The organism is Enterobacter sp. P82 (assembly GCF_037053385.1).
GTDB lineage: Bacteria > Pseudomonadota > Gammaproteobacteria > Enterobacterales > Enterobacteriaceae > Enterobacter.
Genome location: NZ_JBALHX010000003.1, coordinates 232847 through 257689, shown reverse-complemented (window position 1 = coordinate 257689; position 24843 = coordinate 232847). Strand labels below are relative to the sequence as shown.

Sequence of the window (24843 nt, the reverse complement as noted above, 5' to 3'; positions counted from 1 at the left end):
CGCAAGGGGCTTTTTTATTGCGCTGCGAAGGCTTTGAGTTTTTCGCGGGCGGTCGTCCCTTCCATGACCATCCAGGGGCTAAAGGCCCAGGGCGCCGCGTCAAGCGCGCTGAATAACGTGTCCAGTTCAACCCACTGATACTCCATCACTTCATCTTCGTTTATCGTCACTTTATTGGTGATGCGGGCAGCAAATACCGGGCAAATTTCGTTTTCCACGATCCCGGAAGGATCAGTTTCACGGTAGCGAAACTCTGATGCGACAGGGGTGATATCGGTGATTTCGGCACCGACCTCATAGCGGCAGCGTCGGATAATAGCCTGCTCTGTCTCTTCACCCGATTGCGGATGTCCGCACACGGAGTTAGTCCAGACACCCGGCCAGGCTTTTTTGCTTAACGCGCGTCGGGTCACCAGACATTCACCTTTGGCGTTAAACAGCCAGGAGGAGAAAGCCAGATGCAGCGGGGTATGCGAGGTGTGAGCGGCGTACTTTTCCTGAGTGCCAATCACCATTCCCTGGTCATTTACCAAAATAACGTGTTCTTGAATACTCATTCATGCTCCAGTGCCAAAATGCCGAGTGGTTTAGCACCATCAGCCGGGGCATTATACGGCATTCTTATACGAACGGTTTATCCCACAGAGCGGAAAAGGGCTGACCCATATCTCTCCGGACTGTTATCATAGAGTGCCATTCACGCTGACCGAGGATCTGTTTTGTTTGCAGGAAGCCTGACGAGAAACCCCATCACCGCCATTATTTACCTGATGCTAACGCTATTGCTGGCAGGTTGTTCAGGGAGCAAATCTTCGGATATGGGTAGCTATTCCGGTTCGGTCTATACCGTTAAGCGCGGGGATACGCTGTATCGGATTTCGCGCGCAACGGGGACCAGCGTGAAGGATCTGGCGCGGTTAAATAATCTCTCTCCGCCATACACCATCGAGGTGGGTCAGCAACTGAAGGTTAGCGGTGGATCGTCTTCTGGTAAAAAATCCTCGTCGAAGGGCAAAACTGCCAAAGTGACGCCGTCTTACGCGGTACCGCAGTCGTCCTGGCCGCCGGTTGGTCAACGCTGCTGGATCTGGCCTGCCAGTGGGAAAGTGGTGCTGCCATATTCCTTGTCAGAGGGCGGTAACAAAGGCATTGATATTGCTGCTGCACGCGGTACGCCGGTTTATGCATCCGGGGCGGGGAAGGTGGTTTACGTCGGTAACCAGCTGCGCGGTTACGGTAATCTGATCATGATTAAGCATGGGGAAGATTACATCACGGCTTATGCTCACAACGACACGATGCTGGTTAACAACGGGCAGAACGTCAAAGCAGGGCAAAAGATTGCCACCATGGGCAGCACGGGTACGGATTCGGTGAAGTTGCACTTCCAGATCCGCTATAAGGCGACGGCCATCGATCCGCAGCGTTATCTTCCGGCCCCTGGCAGCAAACCGAAGTGCTAAGTGATTATTTTATCGCCATTTAGTTGTGAAGAGGCTTGTATGAAGAGGCGTAAGGTCTATAATGCCTTACGCACCTCAAAGCGGGCGTAGTTCAATGGTAGAACGAGAGCTTCCCAAGCTCTATACGAGGGTTCGATTCCCTTCGCCCGCTCCATTACTTTCTTCTTAGTATCTTCCATCTTAAATGGGCACAGTCTCTCCGCCTGTTATCGCCAGCCATATCACCACCCTCGCTGTCAAAATCAATTAACCAGACCGGTCTTGTTTCGTTTAATGATATAGCAGCAGTACAATCACGTTGCCTTTTAATTAAACAGGGATGTGCTTTGCTTAATTGCAGGTAGTGGTTCTACCATGGTGTGCTTGTTCAGGCACCATGATCTTTTTTATTAATTAAATATGCTATTTCGAATGTAGATTCGGAACAAGGACTCCCTTAACCATCAGTGTTTTGAAAGCGGTAAGAGTATTGCTTTAGGGGGGGAAGTAATCGAGACGTGTCTTATTTTAATTAGCTATTGGAACTGGGATTATATACAACATAACTAAGAATAATGCCGTGTGTGTTTATTGCCTGTTGGTGTAGCACATATGTTCATCATATGTGCTACACAATTTTTCAAATCATCAATCGCCTTGCCAAGAAAGATTTACTATTCTGTATTTCGATTGAATAGTAGTCCGCTAAATTAGCAATTAACCCTTAATTTTAAGCTCTTTAATTCGGAAGTCGTTGCCCATACTTGCCGCAACATGGCTGACAATAACGAGTTGTGCATTACTGCCCGTGGCTTTGAATTTTCCACTCAGGGTTACCCATTCATTCGCCTGCTTCAGTTCCAGCGGTGCGGAAATATCTTTGCCATCCGCCCGAAGCGATATTTTTGGCGCTTCGTATTTTCCAATAATGCGCGCAACTTTCACCGTCCAGGTATATTCATGCCCGGCGGTAAGACCTGAGAGTGTCTTTTTGAGGATCTCTCCGGCATGGTTTTTGCCAGGTTTAGTAATGAATTCTACCGCTCTCGTGCTGGTATCGACCAGGTAGAGATCGTGCCCAGCCGGTCCCGCCTGCCAGTTATTCCAGTTATCACGTTCAAAATTGGTTAAATCTTCATATGGTTCTGACGGCGCTGCTGTAATATCCGCCTCACGATATACTTCAACACTGAATTCACCGGAGTTGTCTTTATACTGGTCTTTACCGTCTGCAAAAATCAGTGACAGTGCACCTTCCGCAGGAACTGACCAGCGATATTTATGATTGCCAACTGGATATTCTTCTTTACCAATCCGCGCAAGCAGCGAAGGGTTGCGAACTGCCAGCGTTTCACCTTCCCGGGGAATACGACCTTGTGGTGCGGTCAGAGCAAAAGTTTCACTCCCATTTTTGGCCCAACCACTGGCCAGAATGGTAATGATCTCTCCTGGTTTAAGAGTAATGCCGGTATTTATCGCTTCGGCATTTTTTGCTTCCACTTTTCCTGACCAGATTAAATTAGTGCTCACGTCTGACTCCTGTGACATTTGGCGGATAAATTCGCCATTGAAAATTATCCATACGGAATGTGTTTATTTGTGATTCTCCGTCAGTTAACGGCTCGAATGAGAATAGTCAGGGTATATATAGAATTCAAAATTATAAAAATGATAATTTTGATTGTTATTTTTTAATTCATTAAAAACTAACAACTATTTTTTACGATATTAAGAATAATCTTAATAAGATGCGCTATATGTAATGATTCGGACAAAAATTCAAAAATAAACATGCTTTCTTTTTACTCGCTCTTTATTCGCTGATATACCTTCCGGGTTGTTTATCTTTAACGAGTCAGATATGAAAATACGAATATTACTGAGTGTGGGCCTGCTGGTGAGTTCCTGCACCCATGCCAGCGGCCTCTATTTTTATGAAACAGGTACCGAGGATACCGCTCTGGCCGGGGCAGGGCAGGCTGCTCGCGCCCAGGATGCCTCAACGATAATGACCAACCCAGCGGGTATGACACAGTTACCGGACCACATGTTCACTGGTGGGTTACAGGTGATGGATGGTTCTATCGACTACCAACTAAATAACACCGCGCAGCGCAGTCCCGGTGATGTGATGAAAACCTTCCCGAATACCAGCGCCTTTTACAGCCAAAAAGTGACCGACAATCTCTATGCCGGGATCGGGCTTTATGGCAACTATGGTCTGGGGATCGATTATGGTAACTGGGCGGGCGACAGGCTGATCAAAAAGAGCACAATGGCAGCGATGACCCTCAGTCCTTCGTTGGCGTACAAACTGAACGACAGGCTTTCAATCGGTGCATCTGCCAATGTGAACTACGGTTTTTTGTCGCTGACCCGTAACGTTAACGATGATGATCGTCAGCAGCATGATCATGACTGGGCCATGAGCTATCGTCTGGGGCTACTCATGGAGTTGTCCGGGCAGACGCGTGCCGGGATCACCTGGAATAGCCAAACCGACTACGGTTTCAATATTAACGGTAAAGTACGTGGAGACACTCTGCCGCTCTCAGCCCAGGTCCGCGCACCGCAGCAACTTATGCTCAGCGTCGTGCATGATGTGAATCAGCAGTGGTCGTTGATGGCCGATCTCGGCTGGCAGGACTGGAGCCAGTTTGGCGCACCGCAAGTGACGGTGAACGGACGGAAAGCAAACCAGGCTAACCGCATGAAAGATACCTGGCATAGTGCGCTGGGCGTGCAGTACCGCCCAACGGCACAATGGCGTCTGAATGCTGGTGTGGCATTTGACAGCTCACCCTATCGTCGCCAGGATGATGTGGCAATGACACTTCCCACTGGCGATGAGTGGCGCTTCGGGACGGGGGCACAGTATCAGATCACCGCGGCCAGCAATATCGGTATCGCAGTAGAGTACCTTCATATGCAGTCATCGAAGGTGAGCTCGCCGTCTGCCTTCGCGGGAAGTTACGATCACCCCTATCTCTGGTTTGCCAGCGTCAACTATAGCTATCAATTTTGAGCGGTTTATCGTTGGTCTATACTGGAAATTATCCCATGTTAGAAGGTTGTACTATGCATATTTTACCGCCTGTTCGACCGGAAAAATCCATTGAACGACTGACCGCGATCCTCGAACCGATTGCTGAACAAGTAAAAGTCGTCCCACGTAAACGGATCACCTGGGCATATAAAGGTCGCCAGCAAATGTACCTGTTTCTGGAGGGCGAACTGTCCATACTTCGTGCCCAGGATGGTTTGTTGTTGGTCACGGTTTACGAGCCTCATTTGTTTGGTATTGCAGAGATGATACAGCCTACTCAGGGGCATATTCTTCGGGCTGAAACAGAATCAACCATCTTACGTGTCGACGCAGAACAGGCTGCCGATCTTTTTCGTAAGGAGGGGGCATGGGAAGATGTGTCGGCATTGCTTTCATATCACACGGCCTATTTAATTTATCGCGATGCACAGGTTGTTCAGCAGCGAACCTATTCTGTTATTCGTAACCATCTGCAGGAGATGATATTACTGCCTGAAGAGGCGCGTATGCGCACGACAATTCTTGACTATATTCAGGACCGTACACTATTATCCCGTAGTAGTATTCTCAATGTCTTATCAGCCCTCAAACAAGGAGAATACATCTCTTTTAAACGCGGCGGATATTTATTAACTCTTGGTAATTTACCAGAGTCATTTTAGTGAAGTTTAAAATTAAACATAAAATCAATTAACCACCATCTCGTTTACCGCTATTGTTTGTTTACTGAAAAACATTCAACAGTGTAAACGGGATTTTCTATGAAAAAGACACTTGTCGCTTTAATTCTTGCTAACGCATTTACCGCAACCACCGCATTTGCCGCAGCTGATGTAGGTACCTGGTATGGCGGTGCTAAATTCGGCTGGTCACATTATTTTGACACTAATACCGGTGCTAAAGCACACGACGTCAATAACAGCTTTGACCAGGATAATGTCGGTGGTGGTGTTTATACGGGTTACCAAATTACACCCTGGCTTGCTGTTGAGGGGGGCTACGATTACTTAGGTAATATGCAGATCAAAGGGCAGCATGGCGCAGGTGCGCAAATGAAAGCTCAGGGCTTGCAAATGTCCTTAAAAGCCAGCTACGCCGTGACGGACAACTGGGATCTTTATGGCCGAGCCGGTGCGATGGGGTATCGTGCAGAGTCTGATGTAAGTGGTCACAATCGCTTTGAAACCGGTGTACGCCCGCTTGTGGCTGTGGGGACGGAGTATGCTTTCAACAAAGACTGGGCGGGGCGTCTGGAATATCAGTGGGTCAGTAACGTGGGTAACGCGAATCAGATCGGGGTGAGCAGTGACGTGAGCTCCGTTACGGCAGGAGTAACTTATCGCTTTGGACAGCACGACTAATATTTACCCGCATTTCACTAATACAAGCCCGGCTATGGCGTAGTCGGGCTTTTGACGTTTATCCTTCCATTAAAGGTTGAAGCAGGACGTTAATAGTACTCAGACCAGCCTCATTTTTATCTTTCAGATATTGCTCGTTGACCATCTCTAACTGTTCCAGCTTTGTCAGAGAGGCATAAACTGGCTGGATGGGACTGTCTTCAGTAAAAATATCTCTCGCTGTTGCATCCTGTAAATACTTCACTTTAATGTTATTCGTTAGTTTATCAATCTGCTCTTTGTTTCTCTGATAAAGCGCTGCAATGTGTGAGGTCTGCACCACCGGTGGTTTTTCACCGGGGAGGACTAACGGGATATTTAGATGGTGTATTTGTTCAACTTTATCTGGCTGGGAATGACTGCATGCGGTTAATGAGCCGAGGCTGAACAGAACCACTAATAGCGAGAGTTTATTCATGGGGAACTCTGAATGGATAAATGAGACAGGTATTATCTAAAACAACGATGGCAGCTTCAGATTAAAGTTGTTTATTTTTAAATGTAATAGCGTTGGATAATGAAACGCTACCGCTGGTAGCCTTATTTAACCAAAACTGATTATTCCTCGTTGGGGGAATGAAACGTAGTGCAATGACTGTCGCTGCTCTGCTCCTCACATCAATAGCCGCGTTCCCCGTTATGGCCCAGGAAAATACAAACTGGAGTTGCAAAAAAGGCTGCATTGCGCAGCCTTTTTTATCACCCTTTCGGGAACACCCAAACATGCTTCTCAGGCAGCGAAAGATGGCAGTGCTGTGGGTCGCGAACCTCATGCCCATACGCGCGGATTACAAAATCATCCCCCGCCGTGCGGAACAGGTACTCCCAGCGGTCGCCGAGATACATGCTGGTGAGCAGCGGCAGTTCAAGCTGATTTTCCCCTGGCCCCTCGACCACCGCCACGCGCTCGACGCGGATCACCGCCGTGGCTTCATCACCGCTTTGCACCCCTTCGCCCGCCTGGCCCCACAGCACCCAGCCTTTTCCTTCGATACGCGCTCTGCCGTCGCGCACTTCGGTGACCTTGCCGTGCAGGCGGTTGTTGCTGCCCATAAACTCGGCGGTAAACAGCGTTTTCGGCGAGCCGTACATCTCCTGCGGTGTGCCCTGTTGCTCAATTTTACCGTTGTTGAGCAGCAGGATGCGGTCAGAAATGGACATCGCTTCGTTCTGGTCGTGCGTTACCATGAGCGCGGATAAACCGAGTTTGATGATCAGCTCACGCAGGAACACGCGGGCCTCTTCGCGCAGCTTGGCGTCGAGGTTTGAAAGCGGCTCGTCCAGCAAAATCACCGGCGGGTTATAGACCAGCGCGCGGCCAATCGCCACGCGCTGCTGCTGTCCGCCGGAGAGCTGGTGCGGGTGACGTTTGCCAAGATGCCCCAGACCAAGCTGATCCAGCACATCCTGCACGCGCTGCTGGATCTCTTTGGCCGGGACTTTACGCAGTTTGAGCGGGTAAGCCACGTTTTCAAATACGGTTTTGTGCGGCCACAGGGCATAGGACTGGAACACCAGCCCCAGGTTACGCTCTTCCGCGGGGATCTCGCTGCGCGGTGTGCCGTCGTAAACTTTGTTTTTGCCAATGACAATCGAACCCTGAGTGGGTTTCTCCAGACCCGCCACCGCACGCAGCAGGGTGGTCTTGCCGCTACCGGAGGGCCCCAACAGGGAAACAACCTCACCGCGCTTCAGGTTCATGGAGACCCCTTTTAAAACAGGATTGTCGCCGTAGGTTAAGTGCAGATCGTCAACCGCTAATTCAATCATGTATTTTGACTCCGAAACGAAGGGCAATGCCCAGACCTACCACGACCAGCAGGATGTTAATGAAAGAGAGCGCCGCCACGATATCAATGGCACCCGCAGCCCAGAGGGAAACCAACATCGAGCCGATGGTTTCCGTCCCGGGTGAAAGCAGGTACACACCCGTTGAGTATTCGCGTTCAAAGATCAGGAACATCAGAAGCCACGAACCGATAAGACCGTAGCGGGAGAGCGGAATGGTAACGTGACGGGTGATCTGGCCACGTGTTGCCCCGGTGCTGCGTGCCGCTTCTTCAAGCTCCGGTCCCACTTGCAACAGCGTTGAGGAGATGAGTCTGAGTCCATAAGCCATCCACACCACTGTATAGGCCAGCCAGACACTGAAAATGGTGCTGCGCAGCGAACGCAACCAGACGATGACGTTTTCGCGCATCCAGTCGGTCCAGGCAAACCCGGAAAGCCAGCCGGATTTCAGTGCGTTATCCAGCCACATCGGCAGGAACAGGAACACCCACAAAAATGCCAGTCCCGCCAGCAGGCCTGGCACGGCGCGTGGCACCAGCACGCTGTAATCCAGGAAGCGCGTGGTGTTGTCCGGTTTGCGGTGCATGGCAATACCGACAAACAGGTAGCAGACTACCGCCAGCGCGCCGCCAATCACGCCAATCGCCATGGAGTTGATGATGGCGCGCAGCAGGTTGGGCTGCGCCCAGATGGTGCGGAAGGTGTTCAGAGAGAGCTCGTCCCACAACGAAACGCCGACGCCCCAGTTAGAGATAAACGCACGCAATACCACACCGAGCAGCGGAACACCGATAGTAACCGTGAGCCAGAAGGCAATCACCGCACCAGCCACCCAGCGCCATTTACCCAGCGGTAACGCACGGGCCTGAGAGGCTTTTCCCTTCATGGTGACGAAGCGGTTGGCGGTGCGCATCAGGCGTCGCTGGAGCATCACCAGCGGGATGGTGATGCAGATCAGCACCACGGCAACCGCCGCCATCAGGTGATAGGATGGGGTACCCATCTTGTTCGTCAGCTTATAGAGATAGGTCGCCAGCACCATGTTGCCTTCCGGGTCGCCGAGCACCAGCATCAGGCCGAACACTTCCAGCCCCAGGAAGAAGAGCAGCACAGTGGCGTACAGAATGGACGGTCGCACCATCGGCAGGCTGACGGAGGTCATCACCTGCCAGGGCGACGCGCCTGCGGTGCGCGCGGCCTCTTCCACATCGGAGCCCACGCTACGCAGCGCAGACGAGATATACAGATAGGCGTGCGGGACGTGCGTCAGGCCGGCGATGACCACAATGCTCGACATGTCGTAGATATTCCACGGCACAAAGCCAAGCAGCGCCTCTGCCCACTGGGAGAGAAAACCCACCGGACCCGCGGCCACTACGTAGCCGAAGCCCAGTACCATCGGTGAAACGAAAATCGGGACCAGGATCAGCGGCTCAATCAACCGGCGACCGGGCAGGTCGGTACGCACCATCAGAAACGCCAGCACGCCGCCCAACGGAATGGAGATAAAGACCAACCCGAAAGCAAGAATAAAACCACTTTTCAAGGCCTTATAAAAATCAGGGTCGGTGAAAATAAACTCAAATGATTCAAAGCTCCACTCTTTTGACGGCGAAAAGAACGGGGCGGACAGGAAGCTCTGTATCACGATAAACGACAGCGGCGTGTAGATAACCAGGGCGGTTATCAGCACGACGATGCCTCGCGGCAGGCTTTGCCACTTTCTGCGTAATGTATTCATGGGGTATCCCTGGTGTTGCAGCCCAGAAAAACGAACTCAGTCGATAAGGGAGCGCGGCGGCCTGCGCCGCGCTCAGACGCTTATTTGCCGGCGGCGGTACGCCACTCTTTGATGTACTCCAGGCGTTTTTTCGGCTGCAGGTATTCCAGCAGCGTTTCATCAACCGGGATCGGCTTCAGCGCGTTGCCGAGGATTTTGGTCAGGCCGTCGATATCATTTTTCCCTTCGATATCGTTACGAATGGACGGAATGTCAGCCTGGTTTGCCAGAATGTTTTGTCCTTGTTCAGACAGCACATAGTCCAGCCACAGTTTTGCCGCATTGCTGTTTTGCGATTGCTGGCTGATGAACGACACGCGCGACAGCACCAGGGTGTAATCTTTTGGATAGGAAATGCCGAGCGACGGATCGTTCTTCGCACGTGCTTCCGCATAAGATCCGAGGATATTAAAGCCGATCAGGTTTTCACCGGAGGAGACGCGCTCCATCATGGTACCGGTAGACGACTGTACCGATAAACCACCTTTGGCAACGTCTGCAAGGGTTTTGAAGTAATTAGGGTCGGCATTGTGATCCTGGACTGAGAGCATAAAGCCCAGACCCGATTTTTCGATGTCGTAGGTGGTGACTTTGCCCTTGAATTTGTCCGTCTGGCTGGCAATCAGCTTCGCCAGCGCGGTGTGAGAGTCCGGCACGTCGCCGGCCGGGATCAGACGCTTGTTGTAGATAAAGACCACCGGCTCATAGGTGGTGCCGTATGCCTTATCTTTCCAGACGGCCCATTTCGGCAGTTGGCTCTGCTCCGGAGATTTGTACTCCATGGCGTAGTCGGTGGCGAGCTTCAGACCGGTGTCCATGGATGAGCTCCAGACTACGTCGCCGCTCACGCCGCCGGAGGCCTGTTCGCTGATGAAACGGTTGTACAGCTCGGTGCTGTTCATGTCGTTGTATTCAACTTTAATGCCCGGGTAGGTTTTTTCGAAGCCCTGGATCAGCGGCCCGGCAGCTTTGATGTCGGTGGTGGAGTAGATAACAACCTTGCCCTCTTTCGTTGCGGCATCAACAACTTTTTGATACTCCGCAGGATAGCCCTGCGGCAGGGCAGACAGTGCAGAAGCAGAGAACAGTACAGTAGCGGTAAGCAGAGAAATTCGGAATGTGTTCGACATTATAGTTAACCTTTTAGTTACATTTGAGGAACTAATTGTCAACATAGCGCAGTGGGCTCCACCCACAATAGGGTGAAGCGGGCAATGATTCCGAAGTGTGATTGTTGCCGTCGTTTCAGCAATTAACACCATAAAATCCGCGAACGTTAGCCTGTGAACGGTTGCGGATTACGGTTTATCGGGGGCTTTGCGGTATAACCTTCGTGGATGACCAATATTGCCATACAGCATTTCGACGCTGATTAAGCCACTCTCCACACAGTATTCAAGATAGCGACGCCCCGTGGTTTTGCTGATCCCGACGTTCTCCACGACCTCTTCCACCGACATTGCACTGTCGGGATTGTCGGCGAAAAATTGTTTCATCCGTTCCAGCGTTTGGGGCTCAATCCCTTTCGTCGACGGGGTAAGAGAGGATTCCGCGGCAGGCAGGTTAAACAGGCGATCCAGCGCATGCTGGTCGACCACCTTCACCTGCTGCACGGTATGGATGAAGCGCATAAACCGCTCAAGAGAGGCGTGCAGACGCTGGAAAAAGACAGGCTTAATCAGATAGTCGAACGCACCGCTGCGCATGGCATGGCTGCAGGTTTGCATATCGCTGGCGGCGGTGATGAAGATCACCGAGCATTCGTAGCTTTTTAGCAGTGGGTTGTCGATTAACTCCACGCCTTTACCGTCCGGAAGATAGTTATCCAGCAATATCAGCCGCGGCTGATGCTGACGAATCAGGCTACAGGCCTGCTCAATGGACGCGGCGATGCCCACCACACGTAAGTGAAAATTCTGCTCTATGTACTCACGATGCAACTCCGCCAGGTGCGGTTCATCTTCAACTATCACAACATCAAGTGGTCGGGTCATGCTGTTGCCCATTCGGAATAAACACAGAAAAAATAGTGCCTTGTGGCGTGTTGTCGGCGATCTCTATGCTGCCGCCCGCTTTCTCGACATAGCCTGCCACCAGAAACAGGCCAATACCGTGCTCTGTGCCCACAATGTCGTTCTCGCTTTCTGGTTTACTGCTGAAACCATGGCGGAAAATATGCGGTTTCAGTGCATCATCCACCCCACAGCCCCTGTCGGCCACCTCAATCAGCAGCTCCTGGTTGCGGTCAGAAATGTAGATCTCCACCGGGTCGTGAACGGACGCCTTCAGGGTGGCATCCACGGCGTTATCCAGCAAATTACCGATCACGGACATTAGCTCCGTTTCGTTGATGGTGCCCGGCATGCGGGTGAGCTGGCAGGCGGGGTCAAACAGCAGTTCAATGCCTTTTTCACGTGCGCTGACATATTTCCCTAACAGCAGCCCACACAGTGTTGGAGAGGTAAAATGGGCCGAGACAAAGTCCAGCACTTTTTGGGCACCTTCTGACTGCACCTGGATGTAACGGATCGCCTCGTCATAGTGTTTCATCTGCAGCAACCCCACCAGCGTGGCGGTCCAGTTCAGCTGTTCGTGGCGCATAATGCGCAGGTTATCCGCATAGCGCTTGATCTGACTGAGCTGGCTGCTAAGCGTGTTAATGTCGTTTTTGTCGCGAAAGCTATATACCCAACCACTCTCGACACCCGGTTCAACCTCGATCGCCACGCGGTTAACGATCACTTCCCGCTGATTAAGCACCGCAATCTGGTCGTGGTTGCCGCTGCTCACCGAAGCGTAGCGCTGAGACAGGAATCCCGGAGAGGTTTGCAGAACCTCTTCCAGTGGTTTGCCGATAAGTTCTTTCTCACTTTGCCGAATATCCAGCATCTCTCGTGCGGCGCGGTTAATGAGAATCAACTGCTTCTCATTATTAATGGCGAATATCCCTTCATACATGGCTTCCAGCAATGCTCTTTGCTGCAAGACCAGTTGAGCAATATCCTTTGGTTCAAGCCGGAACATCTGCTTTTTAAGATTGCGGGTAAACAGCCAGGAGAAAATAAACAGCAATAACAGAAGGCCAATACCGTATAACCCGGATTGCCAGAGAATGCGGGCATTAATATTGGCAATATATGAGGTCAGATAGCCGACGGAGACAATCCCAATCACCTGATGCTGCGCGTTGAAGATGGGCGCTTTACTGCGTAGCGACACGCCAATTCCACCCTGACGCACGGAAATAATGGTTTTTCCTTTTAATACCTCCGCATTATCCCCACCGATCATCGGTAAATTGATGCGCTCCGGTGATTCTGAATGATAGAGGTGCTGCTCCCGGGTATCGCCAATCACAATATAACTGGCATCGCTTTCGGCACGCAGCGGCTGAATTAACCGGGCGATACCGGGGATATCTCTGGCCGCAACCATTGTCGCCAGACCCGGCATCAGCGCGATCTGACTGGCCTGAACCCTGGCGCGCTGGCCAAGATCGTGATGGAGTTGCCGGTCAATAAAATGAAACAGGATCGTTCCCAGCAGAACTAACAGCAGGCAGGAGAAGCACACCAGCGCTAAAAAAAGCTTTACCTGAAAAGAGAGTCTGCGTTTCATTCAACCTGCGGTAGCCATTTAAAAGTGAGACATTTGCGGAGCCTGACATGCGTAATAGGGGGACGCAATCTGGCAAGAAAAGAGTTGTGACCTGGATTTTCGTTTTCGGCGTTATAGCCATCAGGATCGCGTAAGGCTATGCTTCATTTCATACCAGAATAATTACAGAGGCAATGTCATGGATAAAGAACTACTGGATGCAGGTTACCGGGCCTATACCGGCGAGAAAATTGATGTTTACTTCAACACCGGGATCTGTAAACACTCAGGTAACTGCGTACGCGGCAGCGCTAAGCTGTTTAACCTGAAACGTAAACCGTGGATCATTCCGGATGAAGTTGACGTTGAAACAGTGATGCGTGTGATTGATACCTGCCCGAGCGGTGCGTTGAAGTATCGCCAAAAATAAGCGAGGAACCATGGATATTCTGGAAGGCCATAACAAGTTTTATGTGAACGATGCCCACGGAAATCAGGTCGCGGAGATTGTCTTCGTACCGACCGGCGAGCACCTGAGCATCATTGAGCACACCGACGTCGATCCGAGCCTGAAAGGGCAGGGCGTTGGCAAACAGCTGGTGGCGAAAGTGGTGGAGAAGATGCGCGGTGAGAACCGTAAAATTATTCCGCTGTGCCCGTTTGCTAAACATGAGTTTGATAATACGCGGGAATATGACGATATTCGGGCGTAAATAACACCGGCGATGGCCGGTGTTTTTTTATCTTACCTGCTCAAACAGCAATACCATCGCTATCAGCACCATCAATCCTCCCGATGCCCTGCTCACCAGACGCGCCGCCTGTGGTCGGGTCGCCAGCACGGCTTTCGAGCCATACCCCACCAGCAGGTAGACCAGCGTACAGGTGATAAGATGCATCATCCCAAGCGCAGACATCTGCATCGCTATCGACCAACTTCCGGTTGGGTCTGTAAATTGCGGAAGCAGGGCCAGGAACAGCAAAAAAACTTTCGGGTTTAGGCCGCTAATACAAAGTCCTTTCACCGCCCACTGTGTCCAGTTTCCCGTATGGCGGGTGGCCTTTTCCGGTGCGGCTGGGTGACGCAATAACGTTATGCCAAGCCACAGGAGATACAGGGCTCCCGCCACGGTCAGCCCGGCTAACGCCAGTGGATGTTGAGCAATTAAAACGCCCACGCCCGCAACCACTATCATCGTAGCCAGCAGATGGCCGGACATCAGCCCCATCACAGCCGGGACCACGCGTCGACCGTTAATCCCGGCGCTAATGGCATAGGCCCAGTCCGCCCCCGGCGTCATGATAAGCAGAAAAGAAACCACCCAAAAGCCGGCCACAATACTCATTTCCATCGTCCTGAAGACCCCCGCAGTGCGTCAAACGTTGAGAAAAAGAATATCGCTAACCCTGCGAAATAGGCTTTCAATGTTATGCTTACAACACGGTAAAACTGAGAAAATCTTCCACATGGATAGCATTGATCGAAAAATTCTTGCTGAGCTGCAATCTGATGGTCGTTTATCACTTACGGAGCTGGCAGAGCGGGTGAATTTGAGTCTCTCGCCGTGCCATCGTCGCGTGCGGGCGCTGGAGCAAAGCGGGGCCATAACGGGATACCGCGCCAGCCTCGATCCCGCCAAAATGGGATTTAATTTCCTGGCGATAGTATTTGCGACGCTTAAAGAGGGTGACAGAAAAGCGGTTAGCGCCTTTGAAGATGCGGTGGAAGAGATACCGCAAATCGTGCTGGCACAGCGTTTGTTTGGCGATCCCGATTATTTGATGCACGTTGTGACGCGTGACCTGTCGGCATTTCAAAAACTCTATGATGAAAAACTCTCAGCGATGCCAGGCGTGCAGCATCTTCGCTCGACGCTGGTAATGAAAACGGTCGTGCAGGACAGGCCTTTTCCTCTGGATACGACAGGGCGAGACTGAATGACGTGCCCGGCAGAGCGCCGGGCACGAAAGGGATTAGCCGACAAACATCACCGACACGCAAAGCACGCCGACGATCAGCGTCAGCAGGTTGCCAATGGAACGGTACTGTTTCAGGGACGGGATCAGATACGTCGACAGCGTCGGCATGATAAACAGGATTATGGCGATAAGCGGACCGCTAATGGCATAAATCATCGAAATGGCATTCGGGTTAATGCAGCAGACCGCAAAGGTGATTAACGACACCCCCATAATGGAAATCGCGCGGTTAAAGGCGCGGCTCTTTTTCACGCCCACCTGATTCAGCGACGACTTCACGATCTCCGTCGCCCCTTCAATCACGCCAAAATAGGTGCCGAGGAACGATTTTGACATCGCAATAATCGCCACGATAATCCCGGAAATACCCAGCCATGCCGGAGAGGAAGGCATCATCGACAGCGCGGACAGGATCGTAACCCCTTGCTCTTTGGCGGTCACAATATACGACGGTGGTATAGAGAGCAGACAGCTGAAGACAAAGAACAGCACGCTCAGGCAGATAACCAGGTATGCCACCTTCATGATTTTCTTGCATTTATCCATAGCGCCGTCAGCAAACTTCTCACGACGGTCAACGGCAAACGTTGAGATAATCGGGGTATGGCTGAAAGCAAAAACCATCACCGGAATCGAAATCCATACCTGATGCAGGGTATGACGATCGACGGTCATTTGGCTGGTCAGCAGCGAGGGTTGCCAGCTTCCGGTCAGATAGAGCGAGACAAACAGGAAATAGGCAATCAGGGGAAACACCAGGAAGCCCATCACTTTTATCGTGATATGCCGTCCCATCAGGAAGATCAAATTGAGAACCAGCACTACCCCCAGGCTGACCAGTACGCGAACGGCGGTATCCACCGTCAGGTGTTTTGCCAGTTGCTCCGTGAGCGAGTTGGTGATGGCCACCGCATAAATCTGCACCACTACAAAGAAGGCGATGAAATAGAGCGTGGTGATCAGATTGCCAATCTTCCTGCCGTAATAGTGCGAGACGGCGCCAGTGATCCCTTCATTGCCTTTGGTTTTCGACGACAGGATAAATTGTGCCAGCGCTCGGTGCGGCCAGTAGGTTAACGGATAAGCCACAAGGGCGGTAATAAACAGGACGATAGCGCCTGCGGAGCCCAGCTGAATGGGCAAGAACAGCGTTCCTGCGCCCACGGCCGTGCCGTAGAGAGCGAAACTCCAGAGAGTCTCATCTTTTGACCAAATTTTCGACATTAGAGCAACGTATCAACTATCAAACCATCGGAATGGAGTGCAATTTACCATAGTTATGCGTAGAGAGCGCAGTTGCTTCGACGGAGTTTGGCCGGACCAGTTGTCCGGCCAGGGGGGAGTTAGCCTGCCAGGGCGCGTCGTTGCTGACGACGCTTAATGAATTTTTCACGTAACGTGTCATATGCCCAGTTGTAGAACATGGTGTAAGGCAGGAAGAACAGGAAGAAACCTATTTCCAGCGTGAATGCCTCTAGCAGCGTGACGCCCAGTACGGCGGCGACAATCGACAGGCCGATCACGATGAACCCGCATTCGAACCCCAGGGCATGCAGCGCACGGACTTTTGCCGTACGTTTGACACGCTGAACTGGCCAGAAACGGTCGAAGCCGAAGTTATAAATAATGTTCCACAGCATGGCGGTGGTGGCCAGAATAATGGTTAACCCGCCCATCTCAACCACGGAACGCTGCATGAGCCACGCCGCCGTAGGGGCGAGGATCGCCGTGGCAATCCCTTCAAAACAGATAGCATGAAAGATCCGCTCCGGCAGTTTACGTTGGAGTGCATCCTGATGTTGCATAGTCATAGACCTCGTTAATTCGCCAGTATGGGCGTTGATGGGGCCTATTTTTATCGTTAAAGCTGATATATTAAAGATGGTATCCATCGTAAAAGTAGATAGATCATGCGCTATTCCCCCGAAGCCCTTACTGCGTTTGTTGAAACCGTCGCGGCGGGTTCTTTTTCTGCTGCCGCACGCCGGTTGCGTAAAAGCCAGTCGACGATCAGCACGTCCATTGCCAATCTTGAAGCCGATCTGGGTTTCGAGCTTTTTGACCGCTCGGCGCGCCAGCCGGTGTTGACGGCTCAAGGGGAGCAGGTGCTGGGCTATGTGCAGGCTATCCTCGCCGCCAGCACGCGGCTTGATGAGCTGGCAGTATCATTAACGGCGCAAACGGAGGCGCGTCTGACATTTGTCCTTTCCGATACCCTCAATCCGGATGTGCTGGAAGATCTCATGAACCAGTTTGACCGGCGCTTTCCTCATACGGAATTCGAATGCCTGATTGGCGAAGAAGAGGACGTCATCGATCTGCTGCAAAAGGAGCGAGCGCAGATTGGCCTGACGGAAGCGCGGGACAGTTATCCTACGGATATCGGCGTCACACGACTGCCGATGCAGACCCGCATGGCAATATATGTTGCGACCACGCATCCTCTGACCGGCCAACCTGAAATTCAGGCCGACGAACTGCACGGCTGGCGGGAGTTGCGGCTCAGCACCTATCTTGAGCGCGAGGCGGCGCTCGCGCGCGGGCCCGTCTGGTCAGCGCCGAATTACCTGTTACTCTTGAGTATGGCAGTACAGGGATTTGGCTGGTGCGTGTTGCCGTGCGCACTGGTGGAAGAATTTGCCGCCGCGAAATCGTTGGTACAGTTAAATGTCCCCGGCTGGCCGCGAGCGACAGGGATCGATCTGCTATGGAATAAACGATCCCCCCCAGGTATTGCCGGAAGCTGGCTGCGGCAGTATCTGCAGGATGCACGCTGATCCTTGTGATTAATCTCACTATTTTTAAACAATTAAGATAATTGCCAGTAACAATCCTCTACTATCGTCATGTCATTTAACACAGAGGTCGTGATGAAAGATGTCGTAATAGTGGGTGCGTTGCGTACAGCTATCGGCTGTTTTCAGGGAGCGCTTGCGCGTCACTCGGCGGTTGACCTGGGTAGCGTGGTAGTAAAAGCGCTGGTGGAACGTAGCGGGATCGCAGCCCATGAAATTGATGAGGTGATCCTGGGACAGGTTCTGACTGCCGGAGCCGGGCAAAACCCTGCGCGCCAGGCGGCGCTGAAAGGCGGGTTGCCCAATACCGTCTCCGCAATCACCATTAACGACGTCTGTGGATCAGGCTTAAAAGCGCTACATCTTGCAACGCAAGCCATTCAGTGCGGTGAAGCGGATGTGGTCATTGCGGGCGGACAAGAGAACATGAGCCGTGCCCCACACGTATTGACCGACAGCCGTACCGGCGCACAGTTGGGCAACAGCCAGTTGCTTGATAGCCTGGTGCATGACGGGCTGTGGGATGCGTTCAATGATTATCATATGGGTGTGACGGCGGAAAACCTGGCGCGAGAGTACGGCATCAGCCGTGAGCTGCAGGATGCTTATGCGCTAAGCTCGCAGCAAAAGGCGCGCGCGGCGATTGATTCCGGCCGTTTTCGCGATGAAATTGTCCCGGTCAGTACGCAGCGTCAAAACGGCGAGGTTATCGTCGTGGATACCGATGAGCAGCCGCGTACCGACGCCAGCGCTGAAGGCCTGGCGAGGCTTAACCCTGCTTTTGAAATGCAAGGGTCGGTTACGGCGGGAAATGCTTCCTCCATTAATGATGGTGCAGCGGCCGTCATGATGATGAGCGAAAGCAAAGCCCTTGAGCTGGATCTTCCCGTATTAGCCCGCATTAAGGCGTTTGCCAGCGTGGGTGTTGATCCTGCGTTAATGGGGATCGCGCCGGTTTATGCCACCCGTCGCTGTCTTGATCGTGCTGGGTGGCAGCTCTCAGATGTGGATCTGATAGAAGTAAACGAAGCCTTTGCCGCACAGGCGATCTCGGTCGGCAAAATGCTGGAGTGGGATCCACTGCGGGTAAACGTCAACGGCGGGGCGATCGCGCTGGGACATCCTATTGGTGCGTCTGGCTGCCGGATCCTGGTATCGCTGGTCCACGAAATGAAAAAGCGGAACGCCCGTAAAGGCATTGCCACACTCTGTATCGGTGGCGGGCAGGGGGTGGCGCTGGCCATCGAACGCTAACCTTTTCTCATTGCATGAAACCTCCTGCGGGAGGTTTTTTTATGGTGCTGTTTTTCTCAATCCCCATTTATCGTGATCCGAACGGCATTTCCGATACAAACAAAAATAAAAATGAAACGTTGTTTTAAATATAATTGAAAAGCCCACTTTATGCCGATAGTATGTGTTTATTGCAAAAACGGAACGCTGTTTCGTTTATCTTTTGCCTTCGGGCATGACCACATCTGGAGGTTATCGTGGACATCAGACAAAGCATCCACAGTGCGCACGCCAAAACGCTGGATACTCAAGGGCTGCGTAATGAGTTTTTAGTCGAACAGGTGTTCGAGGCCGATAAGTACACCATGGTCTACAGTCACATCGACCGCATTATTGTGGGCGGGATTATGCCCGTCACGAGCACCGTCTCCGTGGGCGCTGAGGTCGGTAAACAGCTGGGTGTGAGCTATTTCCTTGAGCGTCGCGAGCTGGGGGTGATTAACATCGGCGGGCCGGGTACCATCACCGTAGACGGACAGTGCCACGAGATTGGTCATCGTGAGGCATTATATGTTGGCAAAGGTGCGAAAGAAGTGGTCTTTGCCAGCATCGACGGCAGCAAGCCCGCGAAGTTTTACTACAACTGCGCTCCGGCTCACTTTACCTACCCAACCAAAAAGGTCACCCCGGCAGACGTAGCCCCTGTAACGCTTGGCGATAACCTCACCAGCAACCGCCGCACCATCAATAAATACTTCGTGCCGGATGTGCTGGAGACCTGCCAGCTCAGCATGGGGCTGACCGAACTCGCGCCGGGCAACCTGTGGAACACCATGCCGTGCCACACCCACGAGCGCCGCATGGAAGTTTACTTCTATTTCAATATGGACGAAGACGCTTGCGTATTCCACATGATGGGGCAACCACAGGAAACACGTCATATCGTCATGCACAACGAGCAGGCCGTGATTTCACCGAGCTGGTCTATCCATTCTGGTGTCGGGACAAAGGCCTATACCTTTATCTGGGGAATGGTCGGTGAAAACCAGGTCTTTGATGATATGGACCATATTGCGGTCAGCGATCTGCGCTAGTCGCGGGCAGTGAAGCGTAAACCTGCCTGTGTGTGACAGGCGTTGAAAGAGTAAGGAATAAACATGATTCTGGATGCATTCTCTCTGCAGGGGAAAGTGGCTGTGGTTTCCGGGTGTGACACCGGACTGGGTCAGGGGATGGCGTTAGGCCTGGCGGAAGCGGGTTGCGATATTGTAGGGATTAATATTGTTGAACCGACTGAAACCATTGAACGCGTGACGGCACTGGGTCGCCGTTTCCTGAGTCTGACCGCCGATCTGCGTAAAATCGACGCCATTCCTGAACTGCTGGAACGTGCTGTCGCGGAATTCGGGCATATCGACATTCTGGTAAACAATGCCGGACTGATTCGCCGTGAAGATGCGATTAATTTCACTGAACGAGACTGGGACGACGTGATGGATCTGAATATCAAGAGCGTGTTTTTTATGTCCCAGGCTGCGGCGAAGCACTTCATTGCGCAAGGGAAAGGCGGCAAGATCATTAATATTGCCTCGATGCTCTCTTTCCAGGGCGGTATCCGCGTGCCGTCTTACACCGCTTCAAAGAGCGCCGTGATGGGTGTAACGCGCCTGCTGGCGAACGAATGGGCGAAACATAATATCAACGTCAATGCGATTGCCCCGGGCTACATGGCGACCAACAACACGCAGCAGTTGCGTGCGGATGAGCAGCGTAGCGCGGAAATCCTTGAACGTATTCCTGCTGGCCGTTGGGGGCTGCCGGGCGATCTGATGGGGCCGGTTGTATTTCTGGCATCACCGGCCTCGGATTACATCAACGGCTACACCGTGGCTGTAGACGGCGGCTGGCTGGCGCGTTAATTCCATCTGTATTAAGCACCTCTGCCCATGGGCGGAGGTTTTTTTTACACAAAATTGGCTTAGTCCATATCGGTAAAGATGAAAAATCCATACTGAAAAATCATAAATGACGGCAATCACACTTTTATTGCTTAAATATTAATTGATTAGTAAAAGTACGTGATTATTCGCCACGAGTTGAAATTGTAATGTCCATCACAGAACCGTATGCCGTAGCGGAATAATCCATAACTTCGCGATTTCCGGCCTGACACTTTTCCTCGCTTTCTCGTAATTTCAGTTAACGAATTTTGCTGTTGAGGCAGGAAAAATATGACATCTATAAATGACTCTACCCTTATGCCCGCTGCGTTACGCGATACCCGCCGCATGAATCAGTTTGTTTCCATTGCGGCCGCGGTAGCGGGCTTGTTATTTGGACTGGATATCGGCGTGATTGCCGGTGCATTACCGTTTATAACCGATCACTTTACCCTGAGTAGCCGTCTGCAGGAGTGGGTGGTGAGCAGCATGATGCTCGGCGCGGCCATCGGCGCGCTGTTTAATGGCTGGCTCTCGTTCCGCCTGGGGCGTAAGTACAGCCTGATGGTCGGGGCGATTCTGTTTGTTGCCGGCTCCATTGGTTCCGCGTTTGCCACGAACGTTGAAGTGTTGCTGCTTTCCCGTGTGCTGCTCGGTGTGGCGGTCGGGATTGCTTCCTATACGGCACCGCTCTACCTCTCCGAAATGGCGAGTGAGAACGTACGTGGCAAGATGATCAGTATGTACCAGTTGATGGTGACGCTGGGTATTGTTTTGGCGTTCCTGTCCGATACCTACTTCAGCTACAGCGGCAACTGGCGCGCGATGCTCGGTGTGCTGGCTTTACCGGCACTGGTGCTGATTGTGCTGGTGGTTTTCCTGCCGAATAGCCCGCGCTGGCTGGCGCAAAAAGGGCGTCATGTGGAGGCCGAAGAGGTGCTGCGCATGTTGCGTGATACCTCGGAAAAAGCACGGGAAGAGCTGAACGAGATCCGCGAAAGTCTGAAGTTGAAGCAGGGAGGCTGGGCGTTATTTAAGATCAACCGCAACGTACGCCGCGCGGTGTTCCTCGGCATGTTACTGCAGGCAATGCAGCAGTTCACTGGGATGAATATCATCATGTACTACGCGCCACGCATATTCAAAATGGCGGGATTCACTACCACGGAACAGCAGATGATGGCCACCCTGGTGGTGGGGCTTACCTTTATGTTCGCCACTTTTATTGCGGTGTTCACCGTGGATAAAGCCGGACGTAAACCGGCGCTGAAAATTGGCTTCAGCGTGATGGCGCTCGGTACATTGATCCTCGGATACTGCCTGATGCAGTTTGATAACGGTACGGCCTCAAGTGGCCTTTCCTGGCTCTCCGTCGGTATGACCATGATGTGTATTGCCGGGTATGCGATGAGCGCCGCGCCTGTGGTGTGGATCCTGTGCTCCGAAATTCAGCCGCTCAAATGTCGTGACTTTGGCATCACCTGTTCCACGACCACCAACTGGGTGTCGAATATGATCATTGGTGCGACATTCCTGACGCTGCTGGACGCAATTGGCGCGGCGGGAACATTCTGGCTCTACACCGTATTGAACGTAGCATTTATTGGGGTCACATTCTGGTTAATTCCAGAAACTAAAGGGGTGACGCTGGAACATATTGAACGCAAGCTGATGGCGGGGGAGAAACTGCGTAATATCGGCGTGTGATCGTAGTGCCTGTTTAAGCGTTTAATAGATGTCAGAGTTGGTGAAATGATGTTTTGTTACAATAATGACGTGATGAAACTCACTACCAACTCTGGCAGGGGGAGCTAAATAGAGGGATTTGAACTTAAGATAATTCTGAAGATAATGTATCATCGGACCACTCTTATTGATTGCGCAATATGCACTGCGTCCTATAAAGAAGAATGGTTATGTCTGAGATGGATATCAAAAAAAGCACCGATCTTGATTTTCCCCGCTATGCAACCCCAGCTGTAAACACCAAAGAAATAGATCTTTTGGGACTATTAGAGGTGCTTTTTGCGGCGAAAAAACGCATCGTCGCCGTCACTCTTGCGTTTGCACTGGTGGGGCTGGCCGTTTCATTTTTGCTGCCGCAGAAATGGACCAGTAAAGCGGTGATCACTCAGGCAGAACAGTCGCAGTGGAACCCGTTACGCCAGATGATGGTTGCGCTGCAGGTGCTTGAGGTGGATGCGAAGATTTCCCGTCCGGAAGTCTTTGATCTATTTATTAAAAAGTTTCAGTCGCAGTCATTGCTTGAAGAGTATCTGAAATCCTCTTCTTACGTGATGTCGCAGCTTAAAGACGCCGAGGTCGATCCACTTGAACTGCATCGTGCTATCGTCAATATCTCAGACAAAATGAAAGCAGTGAATGACACGCAGGCGAAAGACGCGGAAAAAATGCCTTATGTCTCATGGACATTGAGCTTCACAGCACCTCAGGCTGGTGATGCGCAAACTGTCCTGGGGGGATATATCAATTATATTGCAGCTATTGTTGAAAAAGAGACACTGCAGAATATCCGTAATCAGATAGCCCTGAAAACAAAGGCTGTTGAGCAGCAGCTGGAACTGGATCGTGTCCGTCTGACCAATGCTCACAACACCAACCTGCAGCGACTTAATTATTCGCTGAAAGTGGCAAATGCGGCAGGGATTAAGAAGCCGGTATATAGCAACGGGCAGGCAGTAAAAGATGACCCGGATTACTCCGTTGCGCTTGGGTCTGACGGTATTGCGCAAAAACTGCAGATTGAAAAAAATCTGAAGGACGTGACTGAGTTGAATGCGGACTTCCAGAACCGGGAATTTTACCTGGCGCAGCTGAAAAAATTGTCCTTCTCAGATATCAAACTTGAACCCTTCCGCTACCAGCTTTCGCCTTCCATGCCGGTGAAGAAAGATGGTCCAGGCAAAGCGCTAATTGTTCTTCTGGCGACTATACTTGGTGGTCTTTTTGCTTGCGGGAGCGTGTTATTGCGCGAAGCGATGCTCACCCGTAATCCGCTGCCTGAGCCGGTGACGGAATAAACTCTGCAGGTTAAAAAGGCGCTGAATACAGCGCCTTTTTTTATTGGCGCCGGTTGTGTTAAAAGAGAGAACAGAGATAAGGAGGGATGATGAAAACGATCGGCCTTTTAGGTGGGATGAGCTGGGAATCGACAATCCCCTATTACCGCCTGATTAACGAAGGGGTGAAGCAGCGTCTGGGCGGTCTGCATTCCGCGAGCCTGCTGCTGCATAGCGTTGATTTCCATGAAATCGAGGCCTGCCAGTCGAGCGGTGAATGGGATAAAGCCGGGGAGATTCTGGCACAGACGGCACAAGGGCTGGAGCGTGCGGGAGCAGAGGGAATTTTGCTCTGTACGAACACCATGCATAAAGTTGCTTCCCGGATAGAAGAGCGTTGCTCGCTACCCTTCCTGCATATCGCCGATGCGACCGGGCGTAAAATTGCTGCATCCGGAATGTCACGTGTGGCACTGCTGGGTACGCGCTATACCATGGAGCAGGATTTCTATCGCGGTCGCTTGAGCAGTGAGTTTGGGATTGAAAGCCTGATCCCGGATGAGACTGACCGGGCACGCATCAATCAGATTATCTTTGATGAGCTTTGCCTGGGGACTTTCAGTGAACCTTCCCGCGCGTATTACGTCAGCGTGATCGAGAGGCTTGCACGGCAGGGGGCAGAAGGTGTGATCTTTGGCTGTACTGAGATCGGCTTACTGGTTCCGGTAGCGCGCAGTCCAATCCCGGTGTTTGATACCACAGCGATTCATGCTGCCGATGCCGTGGAGTTTATGCTCTCCTGAGCGGGCTTGCGCCGGG

The 24843-nt window shown here is 51.9% G+C and carries 25 protein-coding genes and 1 tRNA gene; 15 read left to right on the top strand and 11 right to left on the bottom strand.

What is annotated here, in order from left to right:
• Nucleotides 1–14: 14 nt before the first annotated feature.
• Nucleotides 15–557 carry an isopentenyl-diphosphate Delta-isomerase gene (idi, locus tag WB237_RS16710; RefSeq protein WP_336214680.1) on the bottom strand — a complete coding sequence of 181 codons (543 nt, stop codon included), beginning with the start codon at nt 555–557 and terminating at the stop codon, nt 15–17.
• A gap of 162 nt (nt 558–719) precedes the next feature.
• Between idi and actS the strand changes: the two genes are divergently transcribed.
• On the top strand, nt 720–1463 hold the full coding sequence (gene actS, locus WB237_RS16705; protein ID WP_336214678.1) for an amidase activator ActS: 744 nt from the start codon (nt 720–722) through the stop codon (nt 1461–1463).
• A gap of 80 nt (nt 1464–1543) precedes the next feature.
• A tRNA-Gly gene (locus WB237_RS16700) sits at nt 1544–1617 on the top strand.
• 542 nt (nt 1618–2159) lie between these two features.
• On the opposite strand, the gene WB237_RS16695 is transcribed toward WB237_RS16700, so the two are convergent.
• Complete coding sequence (locus tag WB237_RS16695; protein ID WP_114979943.1) at nt 2160–2972, bottom strand: LecA/PA-IL family lectin; 813 nt, start codon at nt 2970–2972, stop codon at nt 2160–2162.
• A gap of 331 nt (nt 2973–3303) precedes the next feature.
• Between WB237_RS16695 and WB237_RS16690 the strand changes: the two genes are divergently transcribed.
• The 3 genes from WB237_RS16690 to WB237_RS16680 all read left to right on the top strand — a co-directional run bounded on the left by WB237_RS16690 (nt 3304) and on the right by WB237_RS16680 (nt 5849).
• Nucleotides 3304–4467 (top strand): OmpP1/FadL family transporter, encoded by a 1164-nt coding sequence (locus WB237_RS16690; protein ID WP_336214673.1) that lies wholly within the window; start codon nt 3304–3306, stop codon nt 4465–4467.
• A gap of 53 nt (nt 4468–4520) precedes the next feature.
• Entirely contained in the window at nt 4521–5150 is a 630-nt protein-coding gene (locus tag WB237_RS16685; protein WP_336214671.1) for a helix-turn-helix domain-containing protein, read from the top strand.
• Nucleotides 5151–5249: 99 nt separating this feature from the next.
• Nucleotides 5250–5849 (top strand): outer membrane beta-barrel protein, encoded by a 600-nt coding sequence (locus WB237_RS16680; RefSeq protein WP_336214669.1) that lies wholly within the window; start codon nt 5250–5252, stop codon nt 5847–5849.
• Nucleotides 5850–5907: 58 nt separating this feature from the next.
• On the opposite strand, the gene WB237_RS16675 is transcribed toward WB237_RS16680, so the two are convergent.
• From WB237_RS16675 to WB237_RS16650, 6 genes are all read right to left on the bottom strand, one after another.
• Nucleotides 5908–6306 (bottom strand): hypothetical protein, encoded by a 399-nt coding sequence (locus tag WB237_RS16675; protein ID WP_336214667.1) that lies wholly within the window; start codon nt 6304–6306, stop codon nt 5908–5910.
• Between the two features lie 281 nt (nt 6307–6587).
• Nucleotides 6588–7658, bottom strand: a complete 1071-nt coding sequence (locus WB237_RS16670; RefSeq protein WP_336214665.1) for an ABC transporter ATP-binding protein — start codon at nt 7656–7658, stop codon at nt 6588–6590.
• Nucleotides 7651–9420 carry an ABC transporter permease gene (locus WB237_RS16665; protein ID WP_336214663.1) on the bottom strand — a complete coding sequence of 590 codons (1770 nt, stop codon included), beginning with the start codon at nt 9418–9420 and terminating at the stop codon, nt 7651–7653. Before WB237_RS16665 ends, WB237_RS16670 begins: the two co-directional genes overlap by 8 nt.
• An 80-nt stretch (nt 9421–9500) precedes the next feature.
• Nucleotides 9501–10589 (bottom strand): ABC transporter substrate-binding protein, encoded by a 1089-nt coding sequence (locus WB237_RS16660; protein ID WP_028016941.1) that lies wholly within the window; start codon nt 10587–10589, stop codon nt 9501–9503.
• 168 nt (nt 10590–10757) lie between these two features.
• Entirely contained in the window at nt 10758–11453 is a 696-nt protein-coding gene (locus WB237_RS16655; protein ID WP_336214660.1) for a response regulator, read from the bottom strand.
• Entirely contained in the window at nt 11437–13077 is a 1641-nt protein-coding gene (locus WB237_RS16650; RefSeq protein ID WP_336214658.1) for a sensor histidine kinase, read from the bottom strand. Before WB237_RS16650 ends, WB237_RS16655 begins: the two co-directional genes overlap by 17 nt.
• Before the next feature lie 178 nt (nt 13078–13255).
• Here WB237_RS16650 and yjdI point away from each other — a divergent pair, with 178 nt between their 5' ends.
• Nucleotides 13256–13486 (top strand): 4Fe-4S mono-cluster protein YjdI, encoded by a 231-nt coding sequence (yjdI, locus tag WB237_RS16645; protein WP_336214656.1) that lies wholly within the window; start codon nt 13256–13258, stop codon nt 13484–13486.
• Nucleotides 13487–13496: 10 nt separating this feature from the next.
• Nucleotides 13497–13769, top strand: coding sequence for a GNAT family N-acetyltransferase (locus WB237_RS16640; RefSeq protein ID WP_028016938.1), 273 nt, complete (start codon nt 13497–13499; stop codon nt 13767–13769).
• A gap of 27 nt (nt 13770–13796) precedes the next feature.
• Here WB237_RS16640 and WB237_RS16635 read toward each other — a convergent pair whose 3' ends face one another.
• Nucleotides 13797–14408 carry a LysE family translocator gene (locus WB237_RS16635; RefSeq protein ID WP_336214654.1) on the bottom strand — a complete coding sequence of 204 codons (612 nt, stop codon included), beginning with the start codon at nt 14406–14408 and terminating at the stop codon, nt 13797–13799.
• Between the two features lie 115 nt (nt 14409–14523).
• On the opposite strand from WB237_RS16635, the gene WB237_RS16630 reads away from it, so the two are divergent.
• Nucleotides 14524–14994: an Lrp/AsnC family transcriptional regulator gene (locus tag WB237_RS16630; RefSeq protein WP_028016936.1), complete on the top strand. Its 471-nt coding sequence runs from the start codon at nt 14524–14526 to the stop codon at nt 14992–14994.
• 36 nt (nt 14995–15030) lie between these two features.
• Here WB237_RS16630 and WB237_RS16625 read toward each other — a convergent pair whose 3' ends face one another.
• Nucleotides 15031–16260 (bottom strand): amino acid permease, encoded by a 1230-nt coding sequence (locus tag WB237_RS16625; protein WP_336214651.1) that lies wholly within the window; start codon nt 16258–16260, stop codon nt 15031–15033.
• Nucleotides 16261–16379: 119 nt separating this feature from the next.
• Nucleotides 16380–16841 (bottom strand): multidrug/biocide efflux PACE transporter, encoded by a 462-nt coding sequence (locus tag WB237_RS16620; protein WP_336214820.1) that lies wholly within the window; start codon nt 16839–16841, stop codon nt 16380–16382.
• A 105-nt stretch (nt 16842–16946) separates the two neighbouring features.
• On the opposite strand from WB237_RS16620, the gene WB237_RS16615 reads away from it, so the two are divergent.
• From WB237_RS16615 to WB237_RS16585, 7 genes are all read left to right on the top strand, one after another.
• The gene (locus WB237_RS16615; protein WP_336214649.1) at nt 16947–17813 is read left to right on the top strand and encodes a LysR family transcriptional regulator; all 867 of its coding nucleotides are present in this window, start codon (nt 16947–16949) and stop codon (nt 17811–17813) included.
• 93 nt (nt 17814–17906) lie between these two features.
• Nucleotides 17907–19085 (top strand): acetyl-CoA C-acetyltransferase, encoded by a 1179-nt coding sequence (locus WB237_RS16610; protein WP_129995043.1) that lies wholly within the window; start codon nt 17907–17909, stop codon nt 19083–19085.
• 236 nt (nt 19086–19321) lie between these two features.
• Complete coding sequence (kduI, locus tag WB237_RS16605) at nt 19322–20158, top strand: 5-dehydro-4-deoxy-D-glucuronate isomerase (protein WP_336214646.1); 837 nt, start codon at nt 19322–19324, stop codon at nt 20156–20158.
• A 63-nt stretch (nt 20159–20221) separates the two neighbouring features.
• Nucleotides 20222–20983 carry a 2-dehydro-3-deoxy-D-gluconate 5-dehydrogenase KduD gene (kduD, locus tag WB237_RS16600; protein WP_336214644.1) on the top strand — a complete coding sequence of 254 codons (762 nt, stop codon included), beginning with the start codon at nt 20222–20224 and terminating at the stop codon, nt 20981–20983.
• Between the two features lie 312 nt (nt 20984–21295).
• Nucleotides 21296–22711 carry an arabinose-proton symporter AraE gene (gene araE / locus WB237_RS16595; RefSeq protein WP_336214642.1) on the top strand — a complete coding sequence of 472 codons (1416 nt, stop codon included), beginning with the start codon at nt 21296–21298 and terminating at the stop codon, nt 22709–22711.
• A gap of 209 nt (nt 22712–22920) precedes the next feature.
• Complete coding sequence (gene wzz(fepE) / locus WB237_RS16590; protein ID WP_336214640.1) at nt 22921–24045, top strand: LPS O-antigen length regulator Wzz(fepE); 1125 nt, start codon at nt 22921–22923, stop codon at nt 24043–24045.
• Nucleotides 24046–24134: 89 nt separating this feature from the next.
• Nucleotides 24135–24827, top strand: coding sequence for an aspartate/glutamate racemase (locus WB237_RS16585; RefSeq protein ID WP_336214818.1), 693 nt, complete (start codon nt 24135–24137; stop codon nt 24825–24827).
• The last annotated feature ends 16 nt before the right edge of the window (nt 24828–24843 follow it).

What these genes read in the sequence shown, in the direction of transcription:
- idi (WP_336214680.1), bottom strand. Translation starts at nt 557, where the DNA reads ATGAGTATTCAAGAACACGTTATTTTGGTAAATGACCAGGGAATGGTG.
- WB237_RS16690 (WP_336214673.1), top strand. Translation starts at nt 3,304, where the DNA reads ATGAAAATACGAATATTACTGAGTGTGGGCCTGCTGGTGAGTTCCTGC.
- WB237_RS16685 (WP_336214671.1), top strand. Translation starts at nt 4,521, where the DNA reads ATGCATATTTTACCGCCTGTTCGACCGGAAAAATCCATTGAACGACTG.
- WB237_RS16680 (WP_336214669.1), top strand. Translation starts at nt 5,250, where the DNA reads ATGAAAAAGACACTTGTCGCTTTAATTCTTGCTAACGCATTTACCGCA.
- WB237_RS16675 (WP_336214667.1), bottom strand. Translation starts at nt 6,306, where the DNA reads ATGAATAAACTCTCGCTATTAGTGGTTCTGTTCAGCCTCGGCTCATTA.
- WB237_RS16670 (WP_336214665.1), bottom strand. Translation starts at nt 7,658, where the DNA reads ATGATTGAATTAGCGGTTGACGATCTGCACTTAACCTACGGCGACAAT.
- WB237_RS16665 (WP_336214663.1), bottom strand. Translation starts at nt 9,420, where the DNA reads ATGAATACATTACGCAGAAAGTGGCAAAGCCTGCCGCGAGGCATCGTC.
- WB237_RS16660 (WP_028016941.1), bottom strand. Translation starts at nt 10,589, where the DNA reads ATGTCGAACACATTCCGAATTTCTCTGCTTACCGCTACTGTACTGTTC.
- WB237_RS16655 (WP_336214660.1), bottom strand. Translation starts at nt 11,453, where the DNA reads ATGACCCGACCACTTGATGTTGTGATAGTTGAAGATGAACCGCACCTG.
- WB237_RS16650 (WP_336214658.1), bottom strand. Translation starts at nt 13,077, where the DNA reads ATGAAACGCAGACTCTCTTTTCAGGTAAAGCTTTTTTTAGCGCTGGTG.
- yjdI (WP_336214656.1), top strand. Translation starts at nt 13,256, where the DNA reads ATGGATAAAGAACTACTGGATGCAGGTTACCGGGCCTATACCGGCGAG.
- WB237_RS16640 (WP_028016938.1), top strand. Translation starts at nt 13,497, where the DNA reads ATGGATATTCTGGAAGGCCATAACAAGTTTTATGTGAACGATGCCCAC.
- WB237_RS16635 (WP_336214654.1), bottom strand. Translation starts at nt 14,408, where the DNA reads ATGGAAATGAGTATTGTGGCCGGCTTTTGGGTGGTTTCTTTTCTGCTT.
- WB237_RS16630 (WP_028016936.1), top strand. Translation starts at nt 14,524, where the DNA reads ATGGATAGCATTGATCGAAAAATTCTTGCTGAGCTGCAATCTGATGGT.
- WB237_RS16625 (WP_336214651.1), bottom strand. Translation starts at nt 16,260, where the DNA reads ATGTCGAAAATTTGGTCAAAAGATGAGACTCTCTGGAGTTTCGCTCTC.
- WB237_RS16620 (WP_336214820.1), bottom strand. Translation starts at nt 16,841, where the DNA reads ATGCAACATCAGGATGCACTCCAACGTAAACTGCCGGAGCGGATCTTT.
- WB237_RS16615 (WP_336214649.1), top strand. Translation starts at nt 16,947, where the DNA reads ATGCGCTATTCCCCCGAAGCCCTTACTGCGTTTGTTGAAACCGTCGCG.
- WB237_RS16610 (WP_129995043.1), top strand. Translation starts at nt 17,907, where the DNA reads ATGAAAGATGTCGTAATAGTGGGTGCGTTGCGTACAGCTATCGGCTGT.
- kduD (WP_336214644.1), top strand. Translation starts at nt 20,222, where the DNA reads ATGATTCTGGATGCATTCTCTCTGCAGGGGAAAGTGGCTGTGGTTTCC.
- araE (WP_336214642.1), top strand. Translation starts at nt 21,296, where the DNA reads ATGACATCTATAAATGACTCTACCCTTATGCCCGCTGCGTTACGCGAT.
- WB237_RS16585 (WP_336214818.1), top strand. Translation starts at nt 24,135, where the DNA reads ATGAAAACGATCGGCCTTTTAGGTGGGATGAGCTGGGAATCGACAATC.